At 64.6% G+C, this 21,611-nt stretch carries 18 protein-coding genes; 11 read left to right on the forward strand and 7 right to left on the reverse strand.

The annotated features are described in order from the left end of the window. The first annotated feature begins 12 nt into the window (after window positions 1-12). Complete coding sequence (gene hrpB / locus ABZ728_RS13955; protein ID WP_366656803.1) at window positions 13-2,574, forward strand: ATP-dependent helicase HrpB; 2,562 nt, start codon at window positions 13-15, stop codon at window positions 2,572-2,574. A 34-nt stretch (window positions 2,575-2,608) separates the two neighbouring features. On the opposite strand, the gene ABZ728_RS13960 is transcribed toward hrpB, so the two are convergent. The 3 genes from ABZ728_RS13960 to ABZ728_RS13970 form a co-directional block, all read right to left on the reverse strand. Next, window positions 2,609-3,397: a phytanoyl-CoA dioxygenase family protein gene (locus ABZ728_RS13960; RefSeq protein WP_366656804.1), complete on the reverse strand. Its 789-nt coding sequence runs from the start codon at window positions 3,395-3,397 to the stop codon at window positions 2,609-2,611. Between the two features lie 24 nt (window positions 3,398-3,421). Continuing rightward, on the reverse strand, window positions 3,422-4,141 hold the full coding sequence (locus ABZ728_RS13965) for a DsbA family protein (protein ID WP_366656805.1): 720 nt from the start codon (window positions 4,139-4,141) through the stop codon (window positions 3,422-3,424). Between the two features lie 72 nt (window positions 4,142-4,213). Further along, the gene (locus ABZ728_RS13970) at window positions 4,214-5,581 is read right to left on the reverse strand and encodes a M48 family metalloprotease (protein ID WP_366656807.1); all 1,368 of its coding nucleotides are present in this window, start codon (window positions 5,579-5,581) and stop codon (window positions 4,214-4,216) included. A 225-nt stretch (window positions 5,582-5,806) separates the two neighbouring features. Between ABZ728_RS13970 and ABZ728_RS13975 the strand changes: the two genes are divergently transcribed. From ABZ728_RS13975 to ABZ728_RS14010, 8 genes are all read left to right on the forward strand, one after another. After that, the gene (locus ABZ728_RS13975) at window positions 5,807-7,021 is read left to right on the forward strand and encodes a pyridoxal phosphate-dependent aminotransferase (RefSeq protein ID WP_366656808.1); all 1,215 of its coding nucleotides are present in this window, start codon (window positions 5,807-5,809) and stop codon (window positions 7,019-7,021) included. Window positions 7,022-7,084: 63 nt separating this feature from the next. After that, a complete protein-coding gene (gene mtgA, locus ABZ728_RS13980; protein WP_366656810.1) occupies window positions 7,085-7,786 on the forward strand; it encodes a monofunctional biosynthetic peptidoglycan transglycosylase in 702 nt (233 codons plus the stop codon). Between the two features lie 277 nt (window positions 7,787-8,063). Next, on the forward strand, window positions 8,064-9,887 hold the full coding sequence (locus ABZ728_RS13985) for an ATP-binding protein (RefSeq protein ID WP_366656812.1): 1,824 nt from the start codon (window positions 8,064-8,066) through the stop codon (window positions 9,885-9,887). Between the two features lie 164 nt (window positions 9,888-10,051). After that, window positions 10,052-10,378, forward strand: a complete 327-nt coding sequence (locus tag ABZ728_RS13990; RefSeq protein ID WP_366656813.1) for a hypothetical protein — start codon at window positions 10,052-10,054, stop codon at window positions 10,376-10,378. Between the two features lie 123 nt (window positions 10,379-10,501). Further along, window positions 10,502-10,861, forward strand: coding sequence for a hypothetical protein (locus ABZ728_RS13995; protein ID WP_366656814.1), 360 nt, complete (start codon window positions 10,502-10,504; stop codon window positions 10,859-10,861). Beyond that, window positions 10,858-12,255 (forward strand): hypothetical protein, encoded by a 1,398-nt coding sequence (locus ABZ728_RS14000; protein ID WP_366656815.1) that lies wholly within the window; start codon window positions 10,858-10,860, stop codon window positions 12,253-12,255. The genes ABZ728_RS13995 and ABZ728_RS14000 overlap by 4 nt, the downstream gene beginning before the upstream one ends. 49 nt (window positions 12,256-12,304) lie before the next feature. Continuing rightward, complete coding sequence (locus ABZ728_RS14005) at window positions 12,305-13,477, forward strand: radical SAM protein (RefSeq protein ID WP_366656817.1); 1,173 nt, start codon at window positions 12,305-12,307, stop codon at window positions 13,475-13,477. Continuing rightward, complete coding sequence (locus tag ABZ728_RS14010; protein ID WP_366656818.1) at window positions 13,474-14,865, forward strand: radical SAM protein; 1,392 nt, start codon at window positions 13,474-13,476, stop codon at window positions 14,863-14,865. Before ABZ728_RS14005 ends, ABZ728_RS14010 begins: the two co-directional genes overlap by 4 nt. Before the next feature lie 69 nt (window positions 14,866-14,934). Here ABZ728_RS14010 and pyk read toward each other — a convergent pair whose 3' ends face one another. Together pyk and ABZ728_RS14020 are read right to left on the reverse strand one after the other, a co-directional pair. Continuing rightward, window positions 14,935-16,371 carry a pyruvate kinase gene (pyk, locus tag ABZ728_RS14015; protein WP_366656819.1) on the reverse strand — a complete coding sequence of 479 codons (1,437 nt, stop codon included), beginning with the start codon at window positions 16,369-16,371 and terminating at the stop codon, window positions 14,935-14,937. A 120-nt stretch (window positions 16,372-16,491) separates the two neighbouring features. After that, entirely contained in the window at window positions 16,492-17,781 is a 1,290-nt protein-coding gene (locus ABZ728_RS14020; protein WP_366657196.1) for a glycerate kinase, read from the reverse strand. A gap of 187 nt (window positions 17,782-17,968) precedes the next feature. On the opposite strand from ABZ728_RS14020, the gene ABZ728_RS14025 reads away from it, so the two are divergent. After that, a complete protein-coding gene (locus ABZ728_RS14025) occupies window positions 17,969-18,814 on the forward strand; it encodes an IclR family transcriptional regulator (protein WP_366656821.1) in 846 nt (281 codons plus the stop codon). A 15-nt stretch (window positions 18,815-18,829) separates the two neighbouring features. Here the strand turns inward: ABZ728_RS14025 and ABZ728_RS14030 are convergent, their stop codons facing one another. Continuing rightward, window positions 18,830-19,570 (reverse strand): FadR/GntR family transcriptional regulator, encoded by a 741-nt coding sequence (locus ABZ728_RS14030; RefSeq protein WP_366656822.1) that lies wholly within the window; start codon window positions 19,568-19,570, stop codon window positions 18,830-18,832. Between the two features lie 5 nt (window positions 19,571-19,575). Next, a complete protein-coding gene (locus ABZ728_RS14035) occupies window positions 19,576-20,637 on the reverse strand; it encodes a DMT family transporter (protein ID WP_366656823.1) in 1,062 nt (353 codons plus the stop codon). 95 nt (window positions 20,638-20,732) lie between these two features. Between ABZ728_RS14035 and ABZ728_RS14040 the strand changes: the two genes are divergently transcribed. Beyond that, a complete protein-coding gene (locus tag ABZ728_RS14040; RefSeq protein WP_366656824.1) occupies window positions 20,733-21,602 on the forward strand; it encodes an N-formylglutamate amidohydrolase in 870 nt (289 codons plus the stop codon). The last annotated feature ends 9 nt before the right edge of the window (window positions 21,603-21,611 follow it).

A 21,611-nucleotide genomic window follows, 5' to 3' on the forward strand; every position in this document is an offset into this window, starting at 1 on the left:
CAAACGCCAATGATGCCCCAATGGATTGAGAAGTCGCCGCTTTCCGCCGGTTGGGGCCGATTGCCGATCGATGCGGTGTTGGAGGACGTCCGTACGACTGCCGGTACTTCCATGCGGTTGGTGATCGAGGCACCACCGGGCGCGGGCAAGACCACGCGGGTTCCACTGGCGCTCGACGGCGCCCCCTGGATCGGGGGAAATCGGATACTGATGCTGGAGCCCCGGCGCCTGGCCGCCAGGGCCGCGGCCGACCGGATGGCCGCGACCATGGGTGAGCCGACAGGCCGCACCGTCGGCGTGACCACGCGGTTCGACCGGCGCACCGGCCCGGAGACCCGCATCGAGGTGGTTACCGAGGGCATCCTGACGCGTCGCCTGCAAGCGGATCCGTCATTGGCCGGCATCGGCGCGATCATATTCGATGAATTCCACGAACGCAGCCTGCAAGGCGATCTGGGCCTGGCACTGGCTTTGGAGGCGCAGGAGGCATTGCGCGAGGATCTTCGGATTCTGGTCATGTCTGCGACCCTGGATGGGGTGGCGGTGGCGGACCTTCTGGGCGGAGCCCCGATCATTCGTGCCGAAGGCCGCATGCATCCGGTCGAAACGCGCTATCGACCACCAGTGGCGGCGCGGGGCCGGAGCGGCGATCCGGTCGCGGCGCTGGCCAGCACGATCGCCGAGGCGCTGTCCTCCGACGAGGGCAGCGTTCTTGCGTTTCTGCCGGGACAGGGTGAGATCCGGCGGGTGGCGGCGGAACTTGCCGGCCGGGACCTCGGACCGGATGTCGATGTGCTGCCGCTCTATGCCGATCTGCCTGCCGACCGGCAGCAGGCGGCCATCACACCAGCGCCTGAGGGGCGCCGCAAAGTCGTTCTTGCGACGACCATCGCCGAAACCAGTCTGACTATAGACGGGATCAGGATCGTCATCGATACCGGCCTGAAACGGGCACCGCGTCTTGATCCGTCGGTCGGGCTAAGCCGTCTGATGACGGTCGGGATTTCGCGCGCCGCCGCCGACCAGCGACGGGGCCGCGCCGGCCGGACCGCGCCGGGACTGTGCTATCGACTATGGGCCGAAGCGGGGCACGGCGCCTTGCCGGCCCATGACCGGCCTGAAATTCTCGACGCCGATCTCGCCGGTCTGGCGCTCGACCTCGCTTGCTGGGGCCTGGACGATCCCGGCCTGCTGGCGTGGCTTGACCCGCCGCCGGAAACGGCCTGGCTGGCGGCCCGCTCGCTGCTGGTCCGGCTTGGTGCGCTGGACGCGGACGGCCGCATTACCGCCCATGGCCGGGCCATGGCCGAGGTGCCGCTGCATCCCCGCCTGGCGCATATGGTCCTGTCCGCCGGCAAGGGGCCCCAGCGGCGTCTCGCTGCCATCCTTGCCGCATTGCTGGACGAACGCGACCTGACGGCGGTTCCGGGCGCGGATATCGTCGAGCGTGTCCGCCGGCTGGCCGGAAAGGGGGCGCTGGCGCCCGGTGACAAGGGATTGAAGGACCGGGTGAAGCGTCTGGTGACGCGGCTGAAGCCCCTGATCGGCCCAATAATCGGCAAAACGTCCGAGGGCGCTGATCTGTTTGGCGGTCTTCCGTTGGAGTCGGTCGGGCACCTGACGGCGCTGGCCTATCCCGACCGCATCGCGCGGCGCCGAAAGGACGGGCAGGGCGAGTATTTGCTGGCCAATGGCCGGGGCGGCGTGCTCGACGTCGACGATGCTTTGGCGCAGGCGTCGTATCTGGCCGTTGCCGACATGACCGGCGATCGCCGGGCCGGTCGCATTCGTCGAGCGGCGGCCCTGGACCGCCAGACGGTTGAGGGCCTGTTCGCAGATCGGATCGTCGACCGGACGGAAGTGCGCTGGGATGAGGGCCGGGGGCAGCTGGTCGCCCGCGATGTCCGGCGGCTGGACGCCCTGGTGCTGAACGAGACCGGGCGCCCGGTACCGGCGGGCGACCAGCCGGTCGAGGCGATGCTGGCCATGATCCGCGAAAAGGGTCTTCGCTGCCTGCCCTGGAACGACGCGGCCCGCCGATTCCAGGCCAGGGTCGCCTTTGCCCGCGAGCATGACGGCGACGATCAGTGGCCGGATTTGTCGGACGCGGCGTTGGCCGAATCGCTGGAAAAATGGCTGGGGCCGATGCTGCCGGGCGTGACGACGGCCGAGGGTGTGGCGCGGCTGGACATGAGCCAGCTGATCTCCGGCTGTCTGACATGGGACGAGCGCCGGACCCTCGATCGGCGTTTTCCCGATACCGTATCGGTGCCGTCGGGCAGGAAGGTCGCCATCGATTATTCAGCCGTCGGCGGCCCTGTGCTTGCGGTCCGACTGCAGGAAGTGTTCGGCCTCGATACCTCGCCGACCGTGGCTGGCGGTGCGGTGCCGGTCACCGTTGCGCTGTTGTCGCCCGCTGGCCGGCCGCTGCAGGTGACCGGCGATCTGGCCGGATTCTGGCGTGGCACCTATGCCGAGGTGCGGCGCGAAATGCGCGGCCGTTATCCAAAACATGAATGGCCGGAGGATCCGACAGTGGCTGTCGCCAGCCGTCACGGCCGCAAGCCCCGATAGGGTCCGGCCGCGACAGCCGCCGGATCATGACAGGTCATTCCATATGGCGGTATTTGTCGATCTGCGACTCTACCAGGTGCCGGCGCAGTTCCGGCGCGGGTGGGTGGTCCGGATCGATCAGCGGCGTTGCCAGGGGTGGATCGACGAACCCGGCCTGAAATTCCAGGGCCAGACTCAGCCGCGGGCCGCTGGCGACTTCGCGGGCGGTTCCGCCCCAGTGCCACACATCCTGGCGCCAGCCGAGCACCGAGCCCGCCGGCGCCGGCAGACAGATGGGCAGGGGCCTGCCGGCGCCGGGGGCGGCACCGGAAGGCAGAACGGTCATGCAACCGTTCTCGGGCGTCGCGTCCGTCAGCGGAATCCACAGCGACAGGCTCATCAGCATTTCCATGCCGCCGGCGTCGAGAACCGTTTCGCCATCGGCGTCGCAATGGGGTGGCCATCCCGACCTTGTTCCGCCGGGACCGACATGCCATGCCCAGAGATGGGGTAGGAGACGCGCCGTGTCGCCCAGCAGATAGCGGGCGATTGGCGCCACGGCGCGCACCAGATCCCATGCTTCATCGAACATGAAGATTGAGACCGGTGGGTGGCTGCAGCGTGTCAGGGCTTCGACGCCACGTGCAAGGCGGTCGATCGGCGTTCGCTCGAAGTGAGGCCGTAGCGCGAAATAGCCGTCGCGCCACAACGGCCCGGAGACGTCCCGGGAAAATTCGACCGCGCCGACTGGGAGCGGCTCAGCGCCGCGATGGCCGCTCGCGTTCAGCCAGGGGGCGATTTCGTTCAGACGCGCAAGGTCGGCCGGGGGTGCGGTGTCGGTCATGGTTCTGTGGCGTCCGCGCTGCCGTCAGGACGCCGATCGGTTGTCATCGATCAGTTGGCGCAATGTTTCCAGTTCCGCCGCCCCGGGCAGAAAGTCGTCGCCGACGATGAAGGCCGGGGTCCCGCGAATGCCGATCTGCTCCGCCAGTTGCCTGTTGCCGACGATTTCCTGGCCGATCCAGCTGCTTTCCATGTCCTGGCGCAGCCTGTCGGCGTCGAGTCCCAGATCTCCAGCCAGGGCCATCACGGTATCGATGTCGAAGTTGCCGCGATGAGTCATCAGCGCTTCGTGCATTTCACGATAGGCGCCCTGGACGGAAGACGCCAGAGCGGCGCGCGCGGCAATCACCGATCCTTCGCTAAGGATGGGGTATTCCTTCATGACCACGCGAAGGTTGGGGTCTTCATCGATCAACGTGGCAACGGAACCGGCAACGGCTTTGCAGTAGCCGCAATTGTAGTCGAAAAACTCTACCAACGTGACGTCGCCGTCGGGATTGCCGAGGACGGGGGTCGTTGCGCGGCTGTACAACTCTGCTTCGTATTCCGTCCGGGTGGCTTGTTCTTCCCGCGTCCGGTACGCATTCAAAGCGTCGATGATGACCTCCGGGTTCTCCATGAGGTAATCCCGCACGACGGCCTCGATGTCGGCACGCTCGCCGCTGCCAAGGCCGCTATCGGCACTGGCGTCGTTGGCCGCAGCCAAGCCGAGGACACCGGCACCCGCGCAAACTCCGGCGGTCATTGTCACGGTTCGGGCGACGCGTAAAAGTTTTCGCGGCACCGTTCGCAGGGCATTGAGCATGATCATGATGTGTCAATCGTCCGTGGTTGTAAGAATGTCCTGAGCCTTCAGCCAGCCGGCCGAGCCGTTGGCGAGTTGGCTCTGCGCCCGCCGGGCCTGCGTTCGGGCCGCTTCGTTGTCGCCAAGGGCGAGGGCTTCTTCGGCAAGGGCGACCGATGCCATGCCGACATCGCCCGTCTTGCCATAGGCGGTAGCCAGAAGACGCCAGGTCAAGGGCGACCTGCCTTCGGGTCGCCCGGTCGCCTGTTCCAGTATGCGAATGGCCTCGCGCAAAAGGTCGCCGTCGTCGGAGGCGACGAGGGTCTGGGCATAGGATACGCCGATCAGCGGTTCGTCCGGCGCCAGCGAAAGCGCCTGGCGATAGGGTTCGCGCGCTTCGGCGATCCGACCTTGTTCGAACAGGATCTGGCCGTGCAATTCGTGAAAATACGGGTTGTTCGGTTCGCGCGCGATCAGGGCGCCTATTCCGTCCAGGGCGGTTGCCGTGTCGCCGCGGCGGTAATTGGCAATGGCACGACCGTATTGCGCGGCCACGGCGGTGTCGGCGGCATCGTAAAGTCGCAGCGCCTGCTGAGGTTGCATGAAGCCGAGCAACTTGGCCTGCATGCGGTCGAAGTCCTCTTGCATGCTGGCCGGCATGCGATTGCCCGTCGCCGGAGACCGGGAAACGTGGCCCTCGACGGTCAGTGTGCGCTCCCGCGTTACCGGATGTGTTCGAGTATAGGCGCTCTGCCGGCTGCTGGGCAGCAGGTCCTGGTCTTCCAGCCGCCTGAGAAACGTCAGCATGCCTTCCGACGTCCAGCCCAGACGGTCGAGATAGGAGAGCGATGCCTGATCGGCGGACGATTCCATCACCCTGCTATAGGCCAGGAAGTTGCGCTCGGCCATGGAACCGCCGCCGGACATGATGGCGGCGCCGGCCCGGCCGTCGCCGGTTGCCAAAGCAGCGGCCAAACCCACGAGCGACGAGATCAGGACGTTGCGCTGTGCCCGCTCAAGCTCGTCGCGGCCCCGCGCAAGGTGGCCGGCGGCAATGTGTCCGGCCTCATGGGCAATGACGCCGACCAGTTCCTCCGGTGATTGGGTGTCGAGGATCAAGCCGGTGTGAAGGTAGATGTTCTGTCCACCCGCGACGAACGCGTTCAGACTGTTGTCGGAGACAATATGGATCTCGACCCCGGATGGTGCGACGCCGGCGACCCTCAGGATTGGATCGGTCATATCGCGCAGGATATTCTCGATCTCGGCATCCCGGATCAGCGATATGCGCGATTGAGCGGCGGCCTGCACCGTCAATGCTGCGATCAGGCACAGCGATAGAACGGCAACAGCAGCACCGCGTACCGAAGTAACGCGTCGGATGCCGATCTGTGTCGTCATTCGGGGCATCATTAGGGCAGCAGACATCCAGACACCCATTGTCACGGTTGGAGTGGCGCCATATCGCCGGTGGAAGATCGGCGTCAAATATGGTGACCTGACGGCAACCCGCCGGGGAGCGCTCCGATCAGGGTTGCGTTCATTGGCGTTTACCGTCAAGGACCATATCCGCAACACCGGATCTACGATAGTGGGTCCGGCTCTGCTATCGATGCGAGGAACAGGATGACCGACAACCCGCAATACCACCCGGAGCCGTATCGGGAAAGCCATAGTGCGCCGGCACTCAAGGTTGCGGATCGGGCGAAGGTATCTCCGTTCATCGTCATGGACGTCATGTCGGCCGCCGCCCGCCGGGCCGAGACCCATGGCGATGTGCTCCACCTGGAGGTCGGACAGCCGGCGACGCCGGCCCCCGAGGGCGTGCGGCGGGCGGCGAAAACCGCGATCGATACCCGCGTGCTGGGCTACACCGTCGCCTTCGGCATTCCTGAGTTGCGCGCGCGCATCGCGCGGCATTACGGCGACGCCTATGGCGTGTCCGTCTCGCCCGACCGGATCGCGGTAACGACCGGGTCATCCAGCGGATTTCAGCTGGCGTTTCTGGCCGCCTTCGAGCCCGGCGACCGGGTCGCGCTCGTGGCACCGGGCTATCCGGCCTATCGCAACATCCTGTCGGCGCTTGGCTGTGTGCCGGTGGAAATTCCGGCCGGGCCGGAGACGCGATTTCAGCCGACACCGGATCTGCTCGACGCCTGGCAGCGCGAACACGGCGAAAGGCTGGCCGGTCTGATCGTGGCCAGCCCGTCCAACCCGGCCGGCACGATGGTGTCGCCGGACGAGATGCGCGATCTGGCGGATTATTGCCAGCGTGCGGGAATCCGTCTGGTTAGTGACGAGATCTATCACGGGATTACATTCGCGCGGCCGGCAACCACGGCGCTTTCGGTGTCCGGCAGTGCCATCGTCATCAACAGCTTCTCCAAATATTATTCGATGACCGGATGGCGATTGGGCTGGATGGTGCTGCCGGAGGATCTGGTCCGTCCGATCGAGTGCCTGGCGCAGAACATGTTCATTTCGTCACCCAGTGTTTCGCAGTATGCGGCGATCGCCGCCTTTGACTGCACCGAAGAGCTGGAAGCCAATCTCGCGGTCTATCGCGTGAACCGGGACTTGCTGCTGGAGTCGCTACCGAAAGCGGGCTTCGGCGACCTCGCGCCGGCCGACGGTGCTTTCTACATTTATGCAGATGTCAGTCATCTGACGGATGACAGTCCCGCATTCTGCCGCCGCATACTGGATGAAACGGGGATCGCCGTGACGCCAGGGGTCGATTTCGACACCACGCGCGGGCATCGCACCCTGCGCTTTTCTTTTGCCGGTTCGACGGCGGATATGGGCGAGGCCATGGAACGGCTGACCGACTGGGTCCGATGATGGGGGTCCGGTGACCGTGGCCCGAACAGATCTGATCCGGTAACGAGCAGGGGTAGGGGCGCGGTGAAGCGGTCATTTTTCCGCCGGTTCGCCCTTCGCAGGCTTTTGCGGCGATTGGCGATTCTGGTGCTGGTCATTTTCGTTCTGCTGCCGGTGCTTCTGGCTGTCGTCTACAAAGTCGCGCCTGTTCCGCTGACGCCGCTTATGGTCATCCGCACGCTGGAGGGCGAGGGGTTCGACAAGGATTGGGTGCCGATGGAGCAGATTTCATCGCATCTGATGCCGGCGATCCTCGCCGCTGAAGACAATCTGTTCTGCCAACACCGCGGCTTCGACTGGGGCGCTTTTCGTGAAGTGCTGGATGAATTCAGACAGGGCGAAAGATTGCGCGGCGGAAGCACCGTCAGTATGCAGACCGCCAAGAACGTTTATCTTTGGCCTGGCCGAAGCTGGATCCGAAAAGGGCTGGAAGCCGCCTATACGCCGATGCTGGAATTGTTGTGGGGAAAACGCCGGATCGCCGAGGTCTATATGAATATCGTCGAATTCGGGCCGGGCGTATATGGCGCCGAGGCGGCAGCACGGCATCATTTCGGCGTATCGGCGGCGGATCTGACGTCGCGACAGGCAGCTGTGCTCGCCGTGGTGCTTCCAAATCCGCGGCGTTTCGACGCCGGCCGACCCAGCGGATATATTGCCGAACGTGCATCGGTCATCCAACGGAGAGTTGGTCAGTTGGGCCCGCTGGTTGATTGTGTCAGGTAGCCACGATCCAATCGCAAGGATATATTTCCCCTATAAATAGTATGAAGGCTCCGAAATTTCGGAGCAGGTGTATCGGATTTGATAAATATCGGCATGGTTTCTTGAAACTGGCTACAAATTAGAAAAAACGGGCTGATCGTTTGTGTATTGACGATCGTGAATATTAACCCGCCGTTAATTGATATCCGGTAGATAAAAGGCATCTTTTGAGTCTGCGACGTTTGTGTGCACCATGACCGGCTGGTCCCGGCGTGCCCAAGACAGTAACCAGGTAGCCATGAAGCAACTGTCCAGAAACCGGCGCGCGGATACCGTGCGGGAAGGCAGATCTTCCGGCAAGCTGGTCGTCTGGCCGCTCCTTCTCGGAATCGTGGGTTTGTTCGCAGCGTCCCTGGCAGCGCTGGCCGGGGCATTCGTATTGACAAGCAACGAGGCCGACGAACTTGCCGATGCCCACACGGCTGAACAATTCGTGGCGGCGCTTGAACAGGCCGCCGAAGATCTGGCGATGCGCAATCTGGATTGGGCCTGGTGGGACGAGGCAATCGACAAGTTCGTCATCTCGCCGGACGAGATATACGCCAACGAAAATCTGGGAATCTATGCGCAGGAAATCCTCGGTGTATCCGTAGCTCTGGTTGCCGTTCCGGATGGCGGTCTGTCATTCGCGTTCCTGGACGGCGCTCGCATTCCCCGGCCTGAACACGATGAATGGGCGGCTGTCGCAGCCCCCCTCGTGAGGGCGACACGGAATTCGTCCGCGCCGGATCAACCTCAGCCGGAAACGGGCTTCGTTACCGTCGGTTCGGACATTTTTCTGGTTTCTGCAAGCGCCATGGCGCTGGAATCGGGTGCTCCCATCGTCGGATGGGCGTCGCGTCCCGCCGTTCTGGTCTTTGGTCGTCGCCTGGACGACGGGTTCCTGCGGCAAATGAAACGGATTCTGGGGCTGGAATCGCTGGAATTGGTGCCGGCCGAGGAAGCTGGGCGCGCATCCATAGCGATCACCGATACCGACGGCGATTCGATCGGCCATCTGCAATGGAGGCTGAACTATCCCGGCGAACGGATCGTAGCGACGCTGTGGCCGACGGCGGCAGTGATCGCGGTTGCCATGCTCGTTTTGGTAGGCATGCTGATGCTGTGGATCGCCAGCCACACGCGTGAATACCGCCTCGATCGAGAGCGGCGCGAGTCCGAACTCATCGAAGCGGAGCAACGCGCCACGGCGGCCGATCGGGCCAAGTCGCTATTCCTGGCCAATACCAGCCATGAATTGCGCACCCCGCTGAATGCTGTCATCGGCTTTGCCGAAGCATTGCGACTGGAATATCTCGGTCCATTGAACGTACGGCAGCGGGAATATCTCGCCCATATAGAGGACGGAGGGCGTCATCTGCTTTCCGTCCTGCACGACGTTCTGGACATGGCGCGGATCGAAGCGCGGCGCGAAGAACTCGAAGAAACCGATTTGTGTCTCAGCGACATCGTCAGTCGCGCCGTCGTATTGGTGGAGCCAAAGCGGCAGAACCATGAGTTGACGGTCGGTCGGACGGATTCCGCAACCGGGTTCCGACTGCGCGCCGACGAACGGCGCCTGCTGCAAATGCTCTTGAACATCCTTTCAAATGCGCTGAGTTTCTCGCCTCCGGGAAGCGGTGTCGATGTTTCAATAATCGCGGAGCGTTCTGCCGATCTCGACACAGAAGAAGCTGGCACTGCCTTGGAGGCCGGGGGGCGTGATCTTCCGGGCCTGACGATTTCGGTTCGCGACCATGGGCCCGGCATTCCCGACGCGGATATGCAGCACGTTTTCCGGCCGTTTCATCGGCCACTCGACCATTCCCATGACGGCAACAGGGAAAGCAACGGCCTGGGGCTGCCACTCACGGCCATGCTAATGACTCTTCATGGCGGCAAACTGGAACTGGCCAATGCCGAAGATGGCGGTCTCCGTGTTTCGATGCGCTTTCCCCGATCGCGAACCATCGCCGCAGCGAAAGGCGGGACGAAACGTCATGCCCCGCGATTAGCAGCCTCCAGGCCCGACGAAGCAGTGCCGGCGGAATCCGCCGAGCAGCCGGTAGCGCTTTCGCGCTAGAGCCGGGACGATACCGACGCCCCACCGCCGCCACCGCCCTGGCAGACTGATAATTGCGGCAACGAGAATCTTTAAGATAACTAATTGCGGTGTTGATGGATTTTGTTATAAGATTTTTCGGGGCGCTTGGGCTTTTTCGTCAATCATGGATCTGGAGAATCACCATGCCCGAGCCAGACGAGACGCGAATCCGACTCCTCGAAGAGTCGTTGAGAGACCTTCGCAATAATCTGGGGCCGACGGTCGTCAACCGGCAGCCCCGTCCGATCGATCCAAGTCCGATAGCGGGACGCATCGATGCGGCGGAGAAAACGGTCGAACGCATCGTTTCCGCCGGCGTGCTCAAGGATCAGGAGGCGGGCCGGTTCAAGGATCTTGCCAGCGCTGCCATCAACGATCAGGTCCGCGAAATAATGCGCGGCGGAACCGGCGATGTCGCTGCCACAATCAACGTGACGGTTTCCGGCACGGGCACGATCTCGGTTTCATAGCGTATTTTCGTATCGGCGTCGGTGAAGTTCGGTCGTCGGTGACGGCGGCCGGAAAGGGGGATTGCGTGCGCGGTCTCCCTGCCGACATCGATGCCGCTCGTCGCTCGATCCGGAGATCGCACAATGGCACCGACATCCCAGAATTGGGAGGAGGCGACGGTTGCCGCCGTCTCCCGGTCGCGCCTGAAGCGCGGCCCGCATGCACGCGCCGTCGACTTCGGACAGAGCCTCCTGTTCGTCCTCGCGTCGCGCAGCCGTCCTGTCTACAAGCTTCATGCGACGCCGGCTCAGGCTCTGGTCTGGAACGTTCTGGCGGAATCCCGCACCCTCGGCGACATTATCGACCTTCTCCGCCGCGACTTTCCTGAATTGCGTCCGATCGATGCCGCCTGGATCGTGGCCGATCTTCGCCGGCGCTCTATCGTCATCGCATTGGAAGAATCGGATCCGCCCGGCGTCGCGCGGCCAAGGAGCGCGCTATGAATTCGCCAGCCGACCGGACTCCGGCTGCATCGGCGCCGGCGGACGAAGGCGGTTCTCCCGAACCGTCCCGGGAGTCGATTGGCAAGCCATTCCTGTGCGCCGTGCCGCGTCCGGATGGCGGTGCCTTCGTCATCGATGCACCGACCGGCGCCATGCTCCGGCTTTTGCCGGGCGACGTCGACGATTTGCTCGCGGGTGCGGTCCCTGTGGATGAGCACAGCGATTCAGGCGACATCGGGCCGGGGGCCGAATCGGGCGCGAAGCAGGACGTGGCGTCGGGACCCGGCGAGGCGGAACTGTTTCGCGAAGCATGTACAGAGGTGCGGTCGGCCGATGCAATAGCAGCCAGTCTCCGGCTTGGCTTCGTGGTCGATCGGTTGTCCGACGATGAGGCCGCCGAGGCCGTCGCGGACGCCTGCGACCGGCTTGCCCATTCAACGGCCGAGCGGATCTTCGTCCATTTCTGGGTCGGCGACGCCGATGCGTGGGACAAAGCAGGCAGTATTGCCCGCACTCTGTCCACGGCCGGCGAGGGCCGCATCTCGGGCGTAAGCCTGACGCTCGACCCCAGCCTGCCGATAACGCCGGCGGCGGAGGCGGCGACGCTGGAATTGGCGGGCCTGGCGCCGCGCGGGCGTCAGGTCGTTTTTCGTCTCGGTCCCGATGCCCTGGCCAGAGCCGGCGATCCCGACCTTCTCGCGCGCATGACCTTTGCCTGGCAGGGGGTCCTGTTCCGCCAGCGGTTCTCGCCCAGCTTCGTTCTTGCCGTGACGCCGTCCACGCTCGAAGCGATTGGCGGATCGGTGTTCGAGGCTCTCTGTTTCTCAGGCGTTTACCCGCGCAATGTCTTTGTCGTCTTTGCCGCCGACGGTGCGCAGAATGCGGGGCTGTGCGAGGTCTACGACACGAACTGGGACGCCCATGGCGCCCTGGCGCCGGCATTGCTGTCGCGGCCGACACACCGGCTGGTCGAACCGCTGGCGCTGGGGCTGGCGGATGTGATCCGGGGGTTCATCCTTTCGGACAAACGGTGGATGCGGACCTCTGGTTGCCCCTTTCCGCGCCAGGGCGTCGTTTATGCCGGCGGCTTCGCGGCGCGCTGCCCGGTTGCGGCCGTCAAGGCGGCGGGATCGGCTCTGCCGCCATCGATGGCGGCGGGGGTCCCGGAGTTTTCCAGGGGGCAGGGCAGCGGGCAAGTCTGGCCCGATGAGTGGTCCGGGCGTGGTCCCCAAAGTGTCCCGCAGTGCAAGACATGCCGAGTGGCACCGCTTTGCGGGTCGGGCTGTGCCGTTCGCGCCTATGAGACGCACGGGCACCTGATGGCGCCCGACTGTCCGCCGATAGGCCGCGTGCTGACTGCCGAAGGGGCGATATGCGCGGCAGCCGACGTTTGAGTTTTCCCGTCCCCGCGATCCGATCGGGGCTAAGCACGAGGAGGGCCTCATGACGAGTGAGTTCGAAGCCGCGTCAACCGGCAGTTCCGCCACCGCTCTTGCCAGTCCGCCACCTCTCGTGCGGGGGCCTGATTTGGGGCCGGATCTGGCTGACGACATTCAGGCGTCGCTGGCCGGAGCCTATATCCTTGATGACCGGCTTCAATGGGTGGAAGCACTTGCGGCACTTGGCGGGGTGCGGGGACGGGAAGCCTGGTACCGCTTGGCCGGCATGAAGCCGGACGGCGTCAATCCGCGTCCGCTGGCTGCCCAGATCGAGTTCACCCAGAGATGCAACTTGACCTGTTCCTTCTGCTACAATGACAGCGGTCCCGACAATCGGGACGAATTGTCGATGGATTGCCTTGCCTCGGTCTGTCAGCAACTGATCGATCTCCAGGTTGCGGAACTGATCATATCGGGCGGCGAACCCCTGATGCGCCCGGCCCATCTGGGGCTGGTTCTGGACATCTTTTCCGGCAGCGGCATTCCCATCCATGTCCTGACCAACGGCACGTTGATGACCGATGCCTGGTGCCGGCGGCTCAAGGACGCGGGAGCGGTCACCCTTCAGGTCAGCCTGGATGGCGGCGATCCTGCGGTGCACGACGTCGTGCGCGGCCGCCGTGGATCCTGGGCAAAGGCGCTGGGAGGCCTGGCCATGGCGGCCGACCACGGGCTTCATACCTTTGTGTCGACCGTTTTGACCCGCGACAACGTCGCCTCGCTGCCGGCGCTGGTCGACGCCTGCTATCTTGCGGGTTGCCGGACTTTGAATATCGGCGACCTGATTACCTGGGGGCGCGGCGACCCGTTCATGGCGTCCGGCGCCTGTACGGATGACCAATATGACGATGCCGCCGAGTTCATCCGCGCACGCGGTCTGGCGCTTCAGGACCATATGGATATCCGGCTGGCGGTCAGCATGTATTTCTATATCTGCCAGCTTCGCTATCGCGGGCAGGAAAGCATGCTGATCCGGGGCGACGGCAGCGTTCGGCCGCATTGCACGCTCTCTGGAATCGTCTGTGGCTCGGTACACGAAGAAAGCCTGGCCGAGATCTGGGACCGGCGCCTGGCGGCCGTTCACCGCAGTGCGGAACTCGACGCCGTGCTTGCGGCCCATCAACTCGTCGTCACGCCCCGTCTTCGGCAGATCCGCTGCGCTCGGAGGTCATCATGAAGGTTGCTCTGGTTATCGCCGTCAGCGAATACGCTGCATATACCATGCTCGATCAGGAATCGGATCCGCCCCTGGGGGTGCTTTACCTGGCGACCATCATCCGCGATCGCCACGAGGTGCGGATTTTCGACGGGCAGCTTTCGCTGTCGAGTCCGGAGGATTATGCCGCGGAGGTTCTGGCCTGGGAGCCGGACGTCGTCGGTTTTTCGGTCAATTTCTCGACCGTTGCCCGCAATACATGGCGTATGGCCGAGGCCGTGCGCGCGGCCCGGCCGCAGATGCCGATCGTGCTGGGCGGCAATTTCGCAACCTTCCATGCCGAGGAGGTCATGGGCAAGGCCCCGGTGGACTACGTCCTGCTGCACGAGGCCGAGGTGAGTTTTCCGGCGCTGCTCGACCGTTTGGCCGACCCCACGTCGCCGATGCCCGATGGCATCGTGTTCCGCGACGGCGACGGGAGTCCGGTCCGGCTGCCATTCGGGCGCTATATCCAGGATCTGGACGAGCTGCCGTTTCCCGATTTCGATCTATTCGACGATCCCTCGCGATACGCCAAATCAATGGTAACCAGCCGTGGGTGCCCCTACACCTGCGTTTATTGCTCGACGCGGGAAATGTGGAAGAAATGGCGCAGCCGGAGCGCAGAAAACATGGTCGATGAGATGATGGCGCTTCAGGCGCGATATGGCTGTTCGCAGGTTCTGCTTGCCGACGATATCTTCATCGTCAACAAGAAGCGCGTTCACGAAGTCTGCGATCTTCTGATCGAGCGAGGCTCGCTGGTGCGCTGGGGGTTTTCCACCCGGCTTGAAACCCTCAAGGACGAGATGATGCCAAAGCTGGCCCGTGCCGGCGTCACCGGTATCTTCCTGGGCATTGAAAGTGCCTCGGAGCGCGTGCTCGCGCATATGGAGCGCCGCTATACCCGACAGGAGATCATCGACAAGATCGATCGCCTCGCCGATTTCGGCATTACGGCATCAGCCAGTTTCATCATCGGCCTGCCATGGGAAACCGAGGAGGATGTGCGCGTGACCTTCGAGACGATGCGCCGCATCCGAACTCACCGCGTCCTGCTGAACATCTTTACCCCGTTGTCCGGCACGCTGTCGCTCAGCCGTCCGGAAGACTACGGCCTGGAATTCATCGAGACCTATGACCCCGAACGGGCCGTCGTCGGCCATGGATACGTGAACTTCAACACGCCTCATCTGACGGCGCAGCGCATCAAGCATCTCTGGCTCGAAGGTCAGGCAATCGTCATCGCCAAAGGCCGCGAGAAAAGCCGCCTGGAAGCGGAATTGAGCCGCAACCGCTATGGCCTGCTGGCCGACCCGGCAGCGGAGTCAGCGCAAGCCGAGGAGACACAATCGCACGCCTTCGGATGACGGCACCTCGCTGTCCCATCGCCGGAGGCGCGAATGCGCCATCCGGATTCCACACGCTCAGCGGGAGCTTTATGCCTGAACCCATGCGATGCGCAGAATATTCGTCGAACCCGGCGTGCCGAACGGGACGCCCGCCGTAATAACAAGCCGCTGGGCTTCCTGGGCAATGCCGTCCATGAACGCGATCCGGCAGGCTTTTTCGACCATCTCGCCGAAATTGGCGATGTCTTCGGTGTGGACAGCGTGAACGCCCCAGCACAAGGCGAGCCGCCGGGCGGTTCGAATGTCGGCCGTCAGGCAGAGGATCGGAACTTCGGGACGCTCTCTGGCCGCCCGCAGCGTTGTTGAGCCGGACGAGGTGTAGGTGACGATCGCGGCCGCCCTCACGGTATGGGCGACCTGCCGGGCCGCGGCGGTGATGGCGTCGGCGCTGGTGTTCTCGGGCTCGTAGCGCTGGCTGTCCATCAACGTGCGATAGATGGGGTCGCCTTCCACGCGGAACGCAATGCGGTTCATGATCGAGACCGCTTCCTTGGGATAGTCCCCGGCCGCCGTTTCCGCCGACAGCATGACCGCATCGGCGCCGTCATAGACGGCGGTGGCGACGTCGGACGCTTCCGCCCGTGTCGGTGTGGGAGCGGTGATCATGCTTTCCAGCATCTGGGTGGCGACGATGACGGGTTTGCCCGCCAGCCGGCAGGCCCGGATGATCCGCTTCTGGATCGAGGGCACGTCCTCCGCCGGCAATTCGACCCCCAGATCGCCCCTTGCCACCATCATGGCTTCGGACATCTCGACCAACTGGTCCAGATGATGGATCGCGAGCGGCTTCTCCATCTTGACCAGGAGATGCGCGCGTCCGGCAATCAGTTTGCGCGCTTCGGCCACGTCCTCGGGCTTCTGGACGAAGGAAAGCGCGATCCAGTCGACTTCCATATCCAGGGCAAAGGCCAGATCGGACCGGTCCTTGTCGGTCAGTGGCGAGACGCGGATAAACGTGTTGGGAACGTTCAGTCCCTTGCGCTCGGAGATCCTGGTGCCGACCTCGACCACGGTTTCGGCATGGTCGCTGGCGGCCTTGGTGACGCGAAGGCGGACCTTCCCGTCGTCCAGCAGCAGTTCATGGTCGACCTCGAGCGCCTCGAAGATTTCCGGGTGGGGCAGGTGGACGCGGGTTTCGTCCCCCGGCGCCGTATCGCTGTCCAGCCGGAAAGTCTGGCCAGGAGTCAGAGGCACCGATTTGTCCTTGAAGGTACCGATGCGGAGTTTCGGTCCCTGCAGATCGGCCATGACGGCGATCGGGCGACCGTATTCCTCCTCCAGCTCGCGTATGATCGTCAGCCGTTCTTTGTGGCCTTCCTGGTCGCCATGACTGAAATTCAGCCGGAAGACGTCGACGCCGGTCAGGAACAGCGTACGGATCATCTCCTTGCTCGCGCTGGCAGGTCCGAGCGTGGCGACGATTTTCGTCTTCCTGTCCCGGCGGAGGGGGTTCGTTCTGGTCATTTTTCGGGGCCTTGGTCGCGGTCATTGACGGTCGGATACGAAGGCCGGCGCCCTGATTGTCCGGCAGGCGGCGTCTGGCAGGGGGCGACTGACAGGGGGGCCGTCTGGCAGGTGCGGCCTCTATGGCACTGGCATAATCAGGATGGCTCGGAAATCGTTGACATTGGTTTGCGTCGGCCCGGTAATCACCAGGCCGCCGACTGCTGCAAAATAACCATATCCGTCGTTGTCTTCCAAGTGACGTTGTGCAGATGCGCCGATTTCCAACCCGAGGTGGAACGTGTTCGGCGTCATCAGCACACCGGCGTTATCTTCGCTGCCGTCGATTCCGTCGGTGTCGCATGCCATGGCCCAGATGCCGGGCTTGCCCGCCAGGTCTGCGGTCAGGGCGGTCAGGAACTCCGCATTGCGCCCGCCGCGCCCGCCGCCCTTGACCGTCACCGTCGTCTCGCCGCCGCTCAGCAGGACGCAAGGGGGACGGGCAATGGGTCGGGTGCTTTCATCGTCGTCGGCGGCGTCGGCCACATGACGGGCTATGGCTGCGTGAACAAGCGCCACGTCCGCCGCCTCGCCCTCGATGCGGTCGGACAGAATGACAGGGGCGACGCCCGCGCTCTTCGCGACGACAGACGCGGCCTGCAGCGCGCCCAGCGGCGTTGCGGCCATGGATACCCCGTTGCCGGCAAAAACCGGGTCGCCCGGCTTGGGAGTCTCTGCCGCCGGGTCGTTCAGCCGCGCGGCCACCGCCGCAGACGGATCGATGGCGTATTTCGCCAGGATCGACCGTGCCTCGGCCAGGGTCGAGGGATCAGGCACCGTCGGTCCCGAGGCGATGACGGAAGGGTCGTCGCCGGGCACGTCAGAAATCAGGATCGTATGCAGTCGCGCGGGCGCGACCGCGGCGGCAAGCTGGCCACCCTTGACCGCCGAGAGATGCTTGCGCACCGCGTTCATCTCGTGAATGGTCGCCCCGGAGCGCAGCAGAGCGCGGGCGACAGCCTGCTTGTCGTCCAGGGTCAGGCCGGGAGCCGGCAGCGCCAGCAGGGACGAGCCGCCGCCGGAGATCAGCGCGATCACCAGATCATCGGGGCCGGCGGTTTGAACCAGCGCCAGTATGCGTTCCGCCGCGTCGAGGCCAGCGGCGTCGGGCACCGGATGGGCCGCTTCGACGATCTCGATTCGCCGGCAGGGGGCAGTATGGCCATAGCGCGTCACCACGAGACCTTCGACCGGCCCGTCCCACGCGTTTTCCAGCGCCGCCGCCATGGCCGCCGATGCCTTGCCGGCACCGATCACGATGGTGCGGCCTATGGGCGGGGCGGGCAGATGGGCCGGTACGCATACCTCCGGCCGGGCGGCGCGGACCGCCGCGTCGAACATTTGCCTCAGCAAGGCTTCCGGTTCGGGCATGATCACCTGGGTTCGCAGTGGCTGATGATGGGGCGATTGACGGGGCTGGTCCGCTTGAGTGCCGGCACACCGTAATGCACGGTAAGCCAGAGCCGCCTTTATGCCAATGGTGATTGACGGCAGGAGAACCGGCGGATCAGCGACAGCAGGCTTGCCTTGGCGGCTGGTGTCGGCATTGTTGCGGGTCATGAAGAATCGTGACGACGACAGCTCCGAGCTTCCTGCCGCCGCCCCGGCCCGTGATCGCGCTGGCGGTCAGGTCCAGTCGCTCGGCCGGGCACTGACGCTGCTGGAGCATCTGGCCCGGCGCCCCGACGGGCGCAGCCTGTCCGATCTGGCGGCGGCCGCGGAACTGGCGCCGAGCACGGTCCACCGCCTGCTGAAAAGCCTGGAGAGCCGGGGATTCGCTGCCGTCGATGCCGACACCGGGCTGTGGTGCGTCGGCATTGCCGCATTTACCGTCGGCAACGCCTTTCTCCGCGGTCGCAGCTATATCGCTGTCGCTCAGCCGCATATGCGCTCGCTGGCCGAAACGACCGGCGAAACCATCAATCTGGCGGTTCCCGATCACGGCGCGGCGCTGTATGTTGCGCAGATCGAAAGCCAGCACATGATGCGAGTATTCGCGCGCATGGGCACATGGGTACCACTGCACTGTTCGGGCGTCGGCAAGGCGATCCTGATCGGCCTGTCCGCCGAGGACAGGTCGGCGATGATCCGGTCACGCATTCGTCTGACGCGTTTGACGGACCGGACCCTGACCGAACCCGAAGCACTGGCCCGCGACCTGGCGGCGGCTGAAGCGCGTGGCTATGCCATCGACGATGGCGAACATGCCGTTGGCCTGCGCTGCGTTGCCGCTCCGATTTTCGACAATGCTGGCATGCCGTTGGCGGCGGTGTCGGTCTCGGGCCCGGCCGCGCGGGTGACCGACGAACGCGTCGCCGATATGGGGGCGGCCGTTGCCGCGACGGCGGCCAGCATCACCGCGCGGCTGGGTGGGAGACGCGGGGGCGGGCATTCAGGTGTCTGAACGACCCGACGGCATTCAGATCCGGTTGTCGATCGATGCCCGCCGATAGCGGTCGAGAATCCATTGCAGGTGCGCGCCCATGGCTGCTTCGGCTTCCCGAGGGCGGTGGGCGGCGATGGCCTCGAAAATGGCGCGGTGCTGGGAAAGCAGAGTCTCATCGTCGCCGGGCGCGGCGAACAGCCGATAGCGATGGTAGCTCAGCATCTGAGTGAGCACGTCGCGGACGACGGACAGGATGTGCATGTAGACCGGGCTGCCGGCGGCGGTGCCGATGGCGACGTGGAAGCGGACATCCTCGATCGCTTTTCCCGGACCGAAGCGGCCTTGGGGTTCCGCAGCCGCCATGGCGTCCAACCGGGCGCGGATCTCGGCGATTTGATCCGGAGTGGCCCGCTCCGCCGCTCGCCGGGCGGCCCAGGTTTCCAGCGACAGCCGGATCTCGGCGAGATCGTGCAGATTGTCGAGTTTCGAACGCACCAGATCGGTCAGCGCGGTGTCCATTTCGGCCGCCGACGAGACAACCCGCGTACCGCCGCCGCGCACGGAGACCACGAATCCCTGGGCCTTCAGGCGCTGAAGTGCGGCGCGTACCGAGACGCGGCTGGCGCCCATCTGCTCCGCCAGCCGCCGCTCGCCGGGCAGACGTTCTCCCGGCGCCAGCCGGCCATCGGCGATGCGTTCGTGGAGGGCGTCGGCCACGCGGTCGGCAACGCCGCGATCCGCCGATTCGGGGTCGTTCGTGTTGTCGATGTCCATCGCTGCTATCTGTCGTGGTCGATTTTCTGCGACTCCGGCTCCTCGGCAGCGGTCACGGGGTCTGTCCCGGGGCGCCGGGGGGTGCCGAAGCGCGCCATGACGATGCCGGCCAGGACCACCCCGGCGCCCATGGCCTGGATCGACCCGATCGCTTCGCCCAGTACCAGCCAGGCCAGTCCGGCGGCTGCGACCGGCTGGACCAGAAGGCTGACCGACGAAAAGGCAGCGGGCAGATGGGCGAGAGCATAGGTGATCAGGCCTTGCCCGCCGGCATGGCTGATCAGGGCCAGCGCGACCAGAATGGCCCAGCCGGTCATCGTCGCTGGCAGGAATGATTCGCCCGACAGCAGGCCGGCGGGAATCAGGAATGCCGTCGTCGCCAGCGCGCTCCACGCCATGATGGTTGCGGTGGAAAACCGCGCCCTGAGACGTCCGATGGCGATGATGTAGCCACCATAGAACATGGCCGTGATCACACCCAGGAAATCGCCGAACAGCGTTTCCGGACTGACCGTCAGGCTGTCGCTCATCAGCAGGGCCGCGCCCGCGAGCGACAGCACCATGCCGATCAGGAACAGGCGCGTGACCCGTTCGCCGAACAGCAGATAGCTGACCCCCGTGACGATGACCGGCGCCAGATTCGCCAACAAGGTGGCATTGGCGACCGAGGTGAAGTTGATCGACCAGTGCCAGAACGCGAGATCGCCAGCGAACAGAAAGCCTGCCAGCGCCAGCAGCGCATAGTCGCGAAGGCCGCGCGGTACGGCGGGTTTCGCCGATTTTGAGTGCCGCATGCCGCCGTTTTCGGCAGCCATCCACATCATCAGTGCCGGGACCGCGATCGCGACCCGCCAGACCGCCGTGGTCGTCGGCCCGATCTCGGACAGGCGCACGAAGATCGGCGACAGCGCGATCGCCAGGGCGCCGAGAATCAGCAGGGCGAATGCGATCGCGGCCGTCCGGCCGGTGGCCAGAGTTACGACTGTACCCCTGCGGCGGCGCGATCGGTTGCTGTCGTGGGCGATCGTCGATTGGGAGGTTGTCGTCCGGTGTTGCGGCGAGGTCATATTGGGCACTATTCAGAACAGAGTCGATTGCGGGTGGAGCGAAGGCCGAAGCCGCCGCTGCGCAGAGTGAGATCGAAAAGGGAATTCCAGATCGGATGCGAGCCAGCGATGAAAACAGCGTGAATATCACCGAAACGCCAGCCCCGGAAGCCGAACATGGACTGGCGGCCCATCTGGCAGCGGCTGGCCCGCCGCGCCCCGACGGTCTCGGGGTCGCCGATCCGGACGTCTACGACGTGGTCAATCCCGGCGGGCGGAGGCCGGTACTGTTGCTGGCCGACCATGCCGGCCGTGCCATACCCGACGGACTGGGCAAGCTGGGACTGCCGGAGTCGGAGCTCGCGCGGCACATCGCCTATGACCCCGGCGTCGACGCGATCACGCGGCATATGGCACTTGCTCTGGACGCGCCGGCGATCATTCATCGCTATTCCAGATTGCTGATCGACCCCAACCGTCCGCTCAACGACCCGACCTCGATCTGCCAGATCAGCGACGGCACGATCGTGCCCGGAAACCGCGCGCTTTCCATGGCCGACCGTCAGGCACGGGCCCGGACCTTCTTCGAGCCCTATCACCGCGCCGTGGCGGCGGCGATTGACTGGATGAAAGGCCGCACCGGCCCGCCGGCCGTGGTCTCGGTCCACAGCTTCTCGCCCGTCGTCCGCGGTCGCCGGCGGCCATGGGAGATCGGCGTGTTGTGGGGTGACGACGCTCGCCTTCCAGTGCCCTTTATGGAAAAAATGCGCGCGGAAGGGTTGTGCGTCGGCGATAATGAACCTTACAGTGGCAGGAATTTGCATGGCTATACGATGGAGACGCATGTCCTGCCCTTCGGGTATGCGAACATCCTGCTGGAACTGCGGCAGGACGAAGTCGCCGATGCGGCATCTCAGGATCTCTGGGCAACGCGGCTCGAAGCGGCGTTGCGCCCGATTCTCGAGGATCTGAACAAGAACGGATAACAAATCCGG

The sequence above is a fragment of the Fodinicurvata sp. EGI_FJ10296 genome, assembly GCF_040712075.1.
GTDB lineage: Bacteria > Pseudomonadota > Alphaproteobacteria > DSM-16000 > Inquilinaceae > JBFCVL01.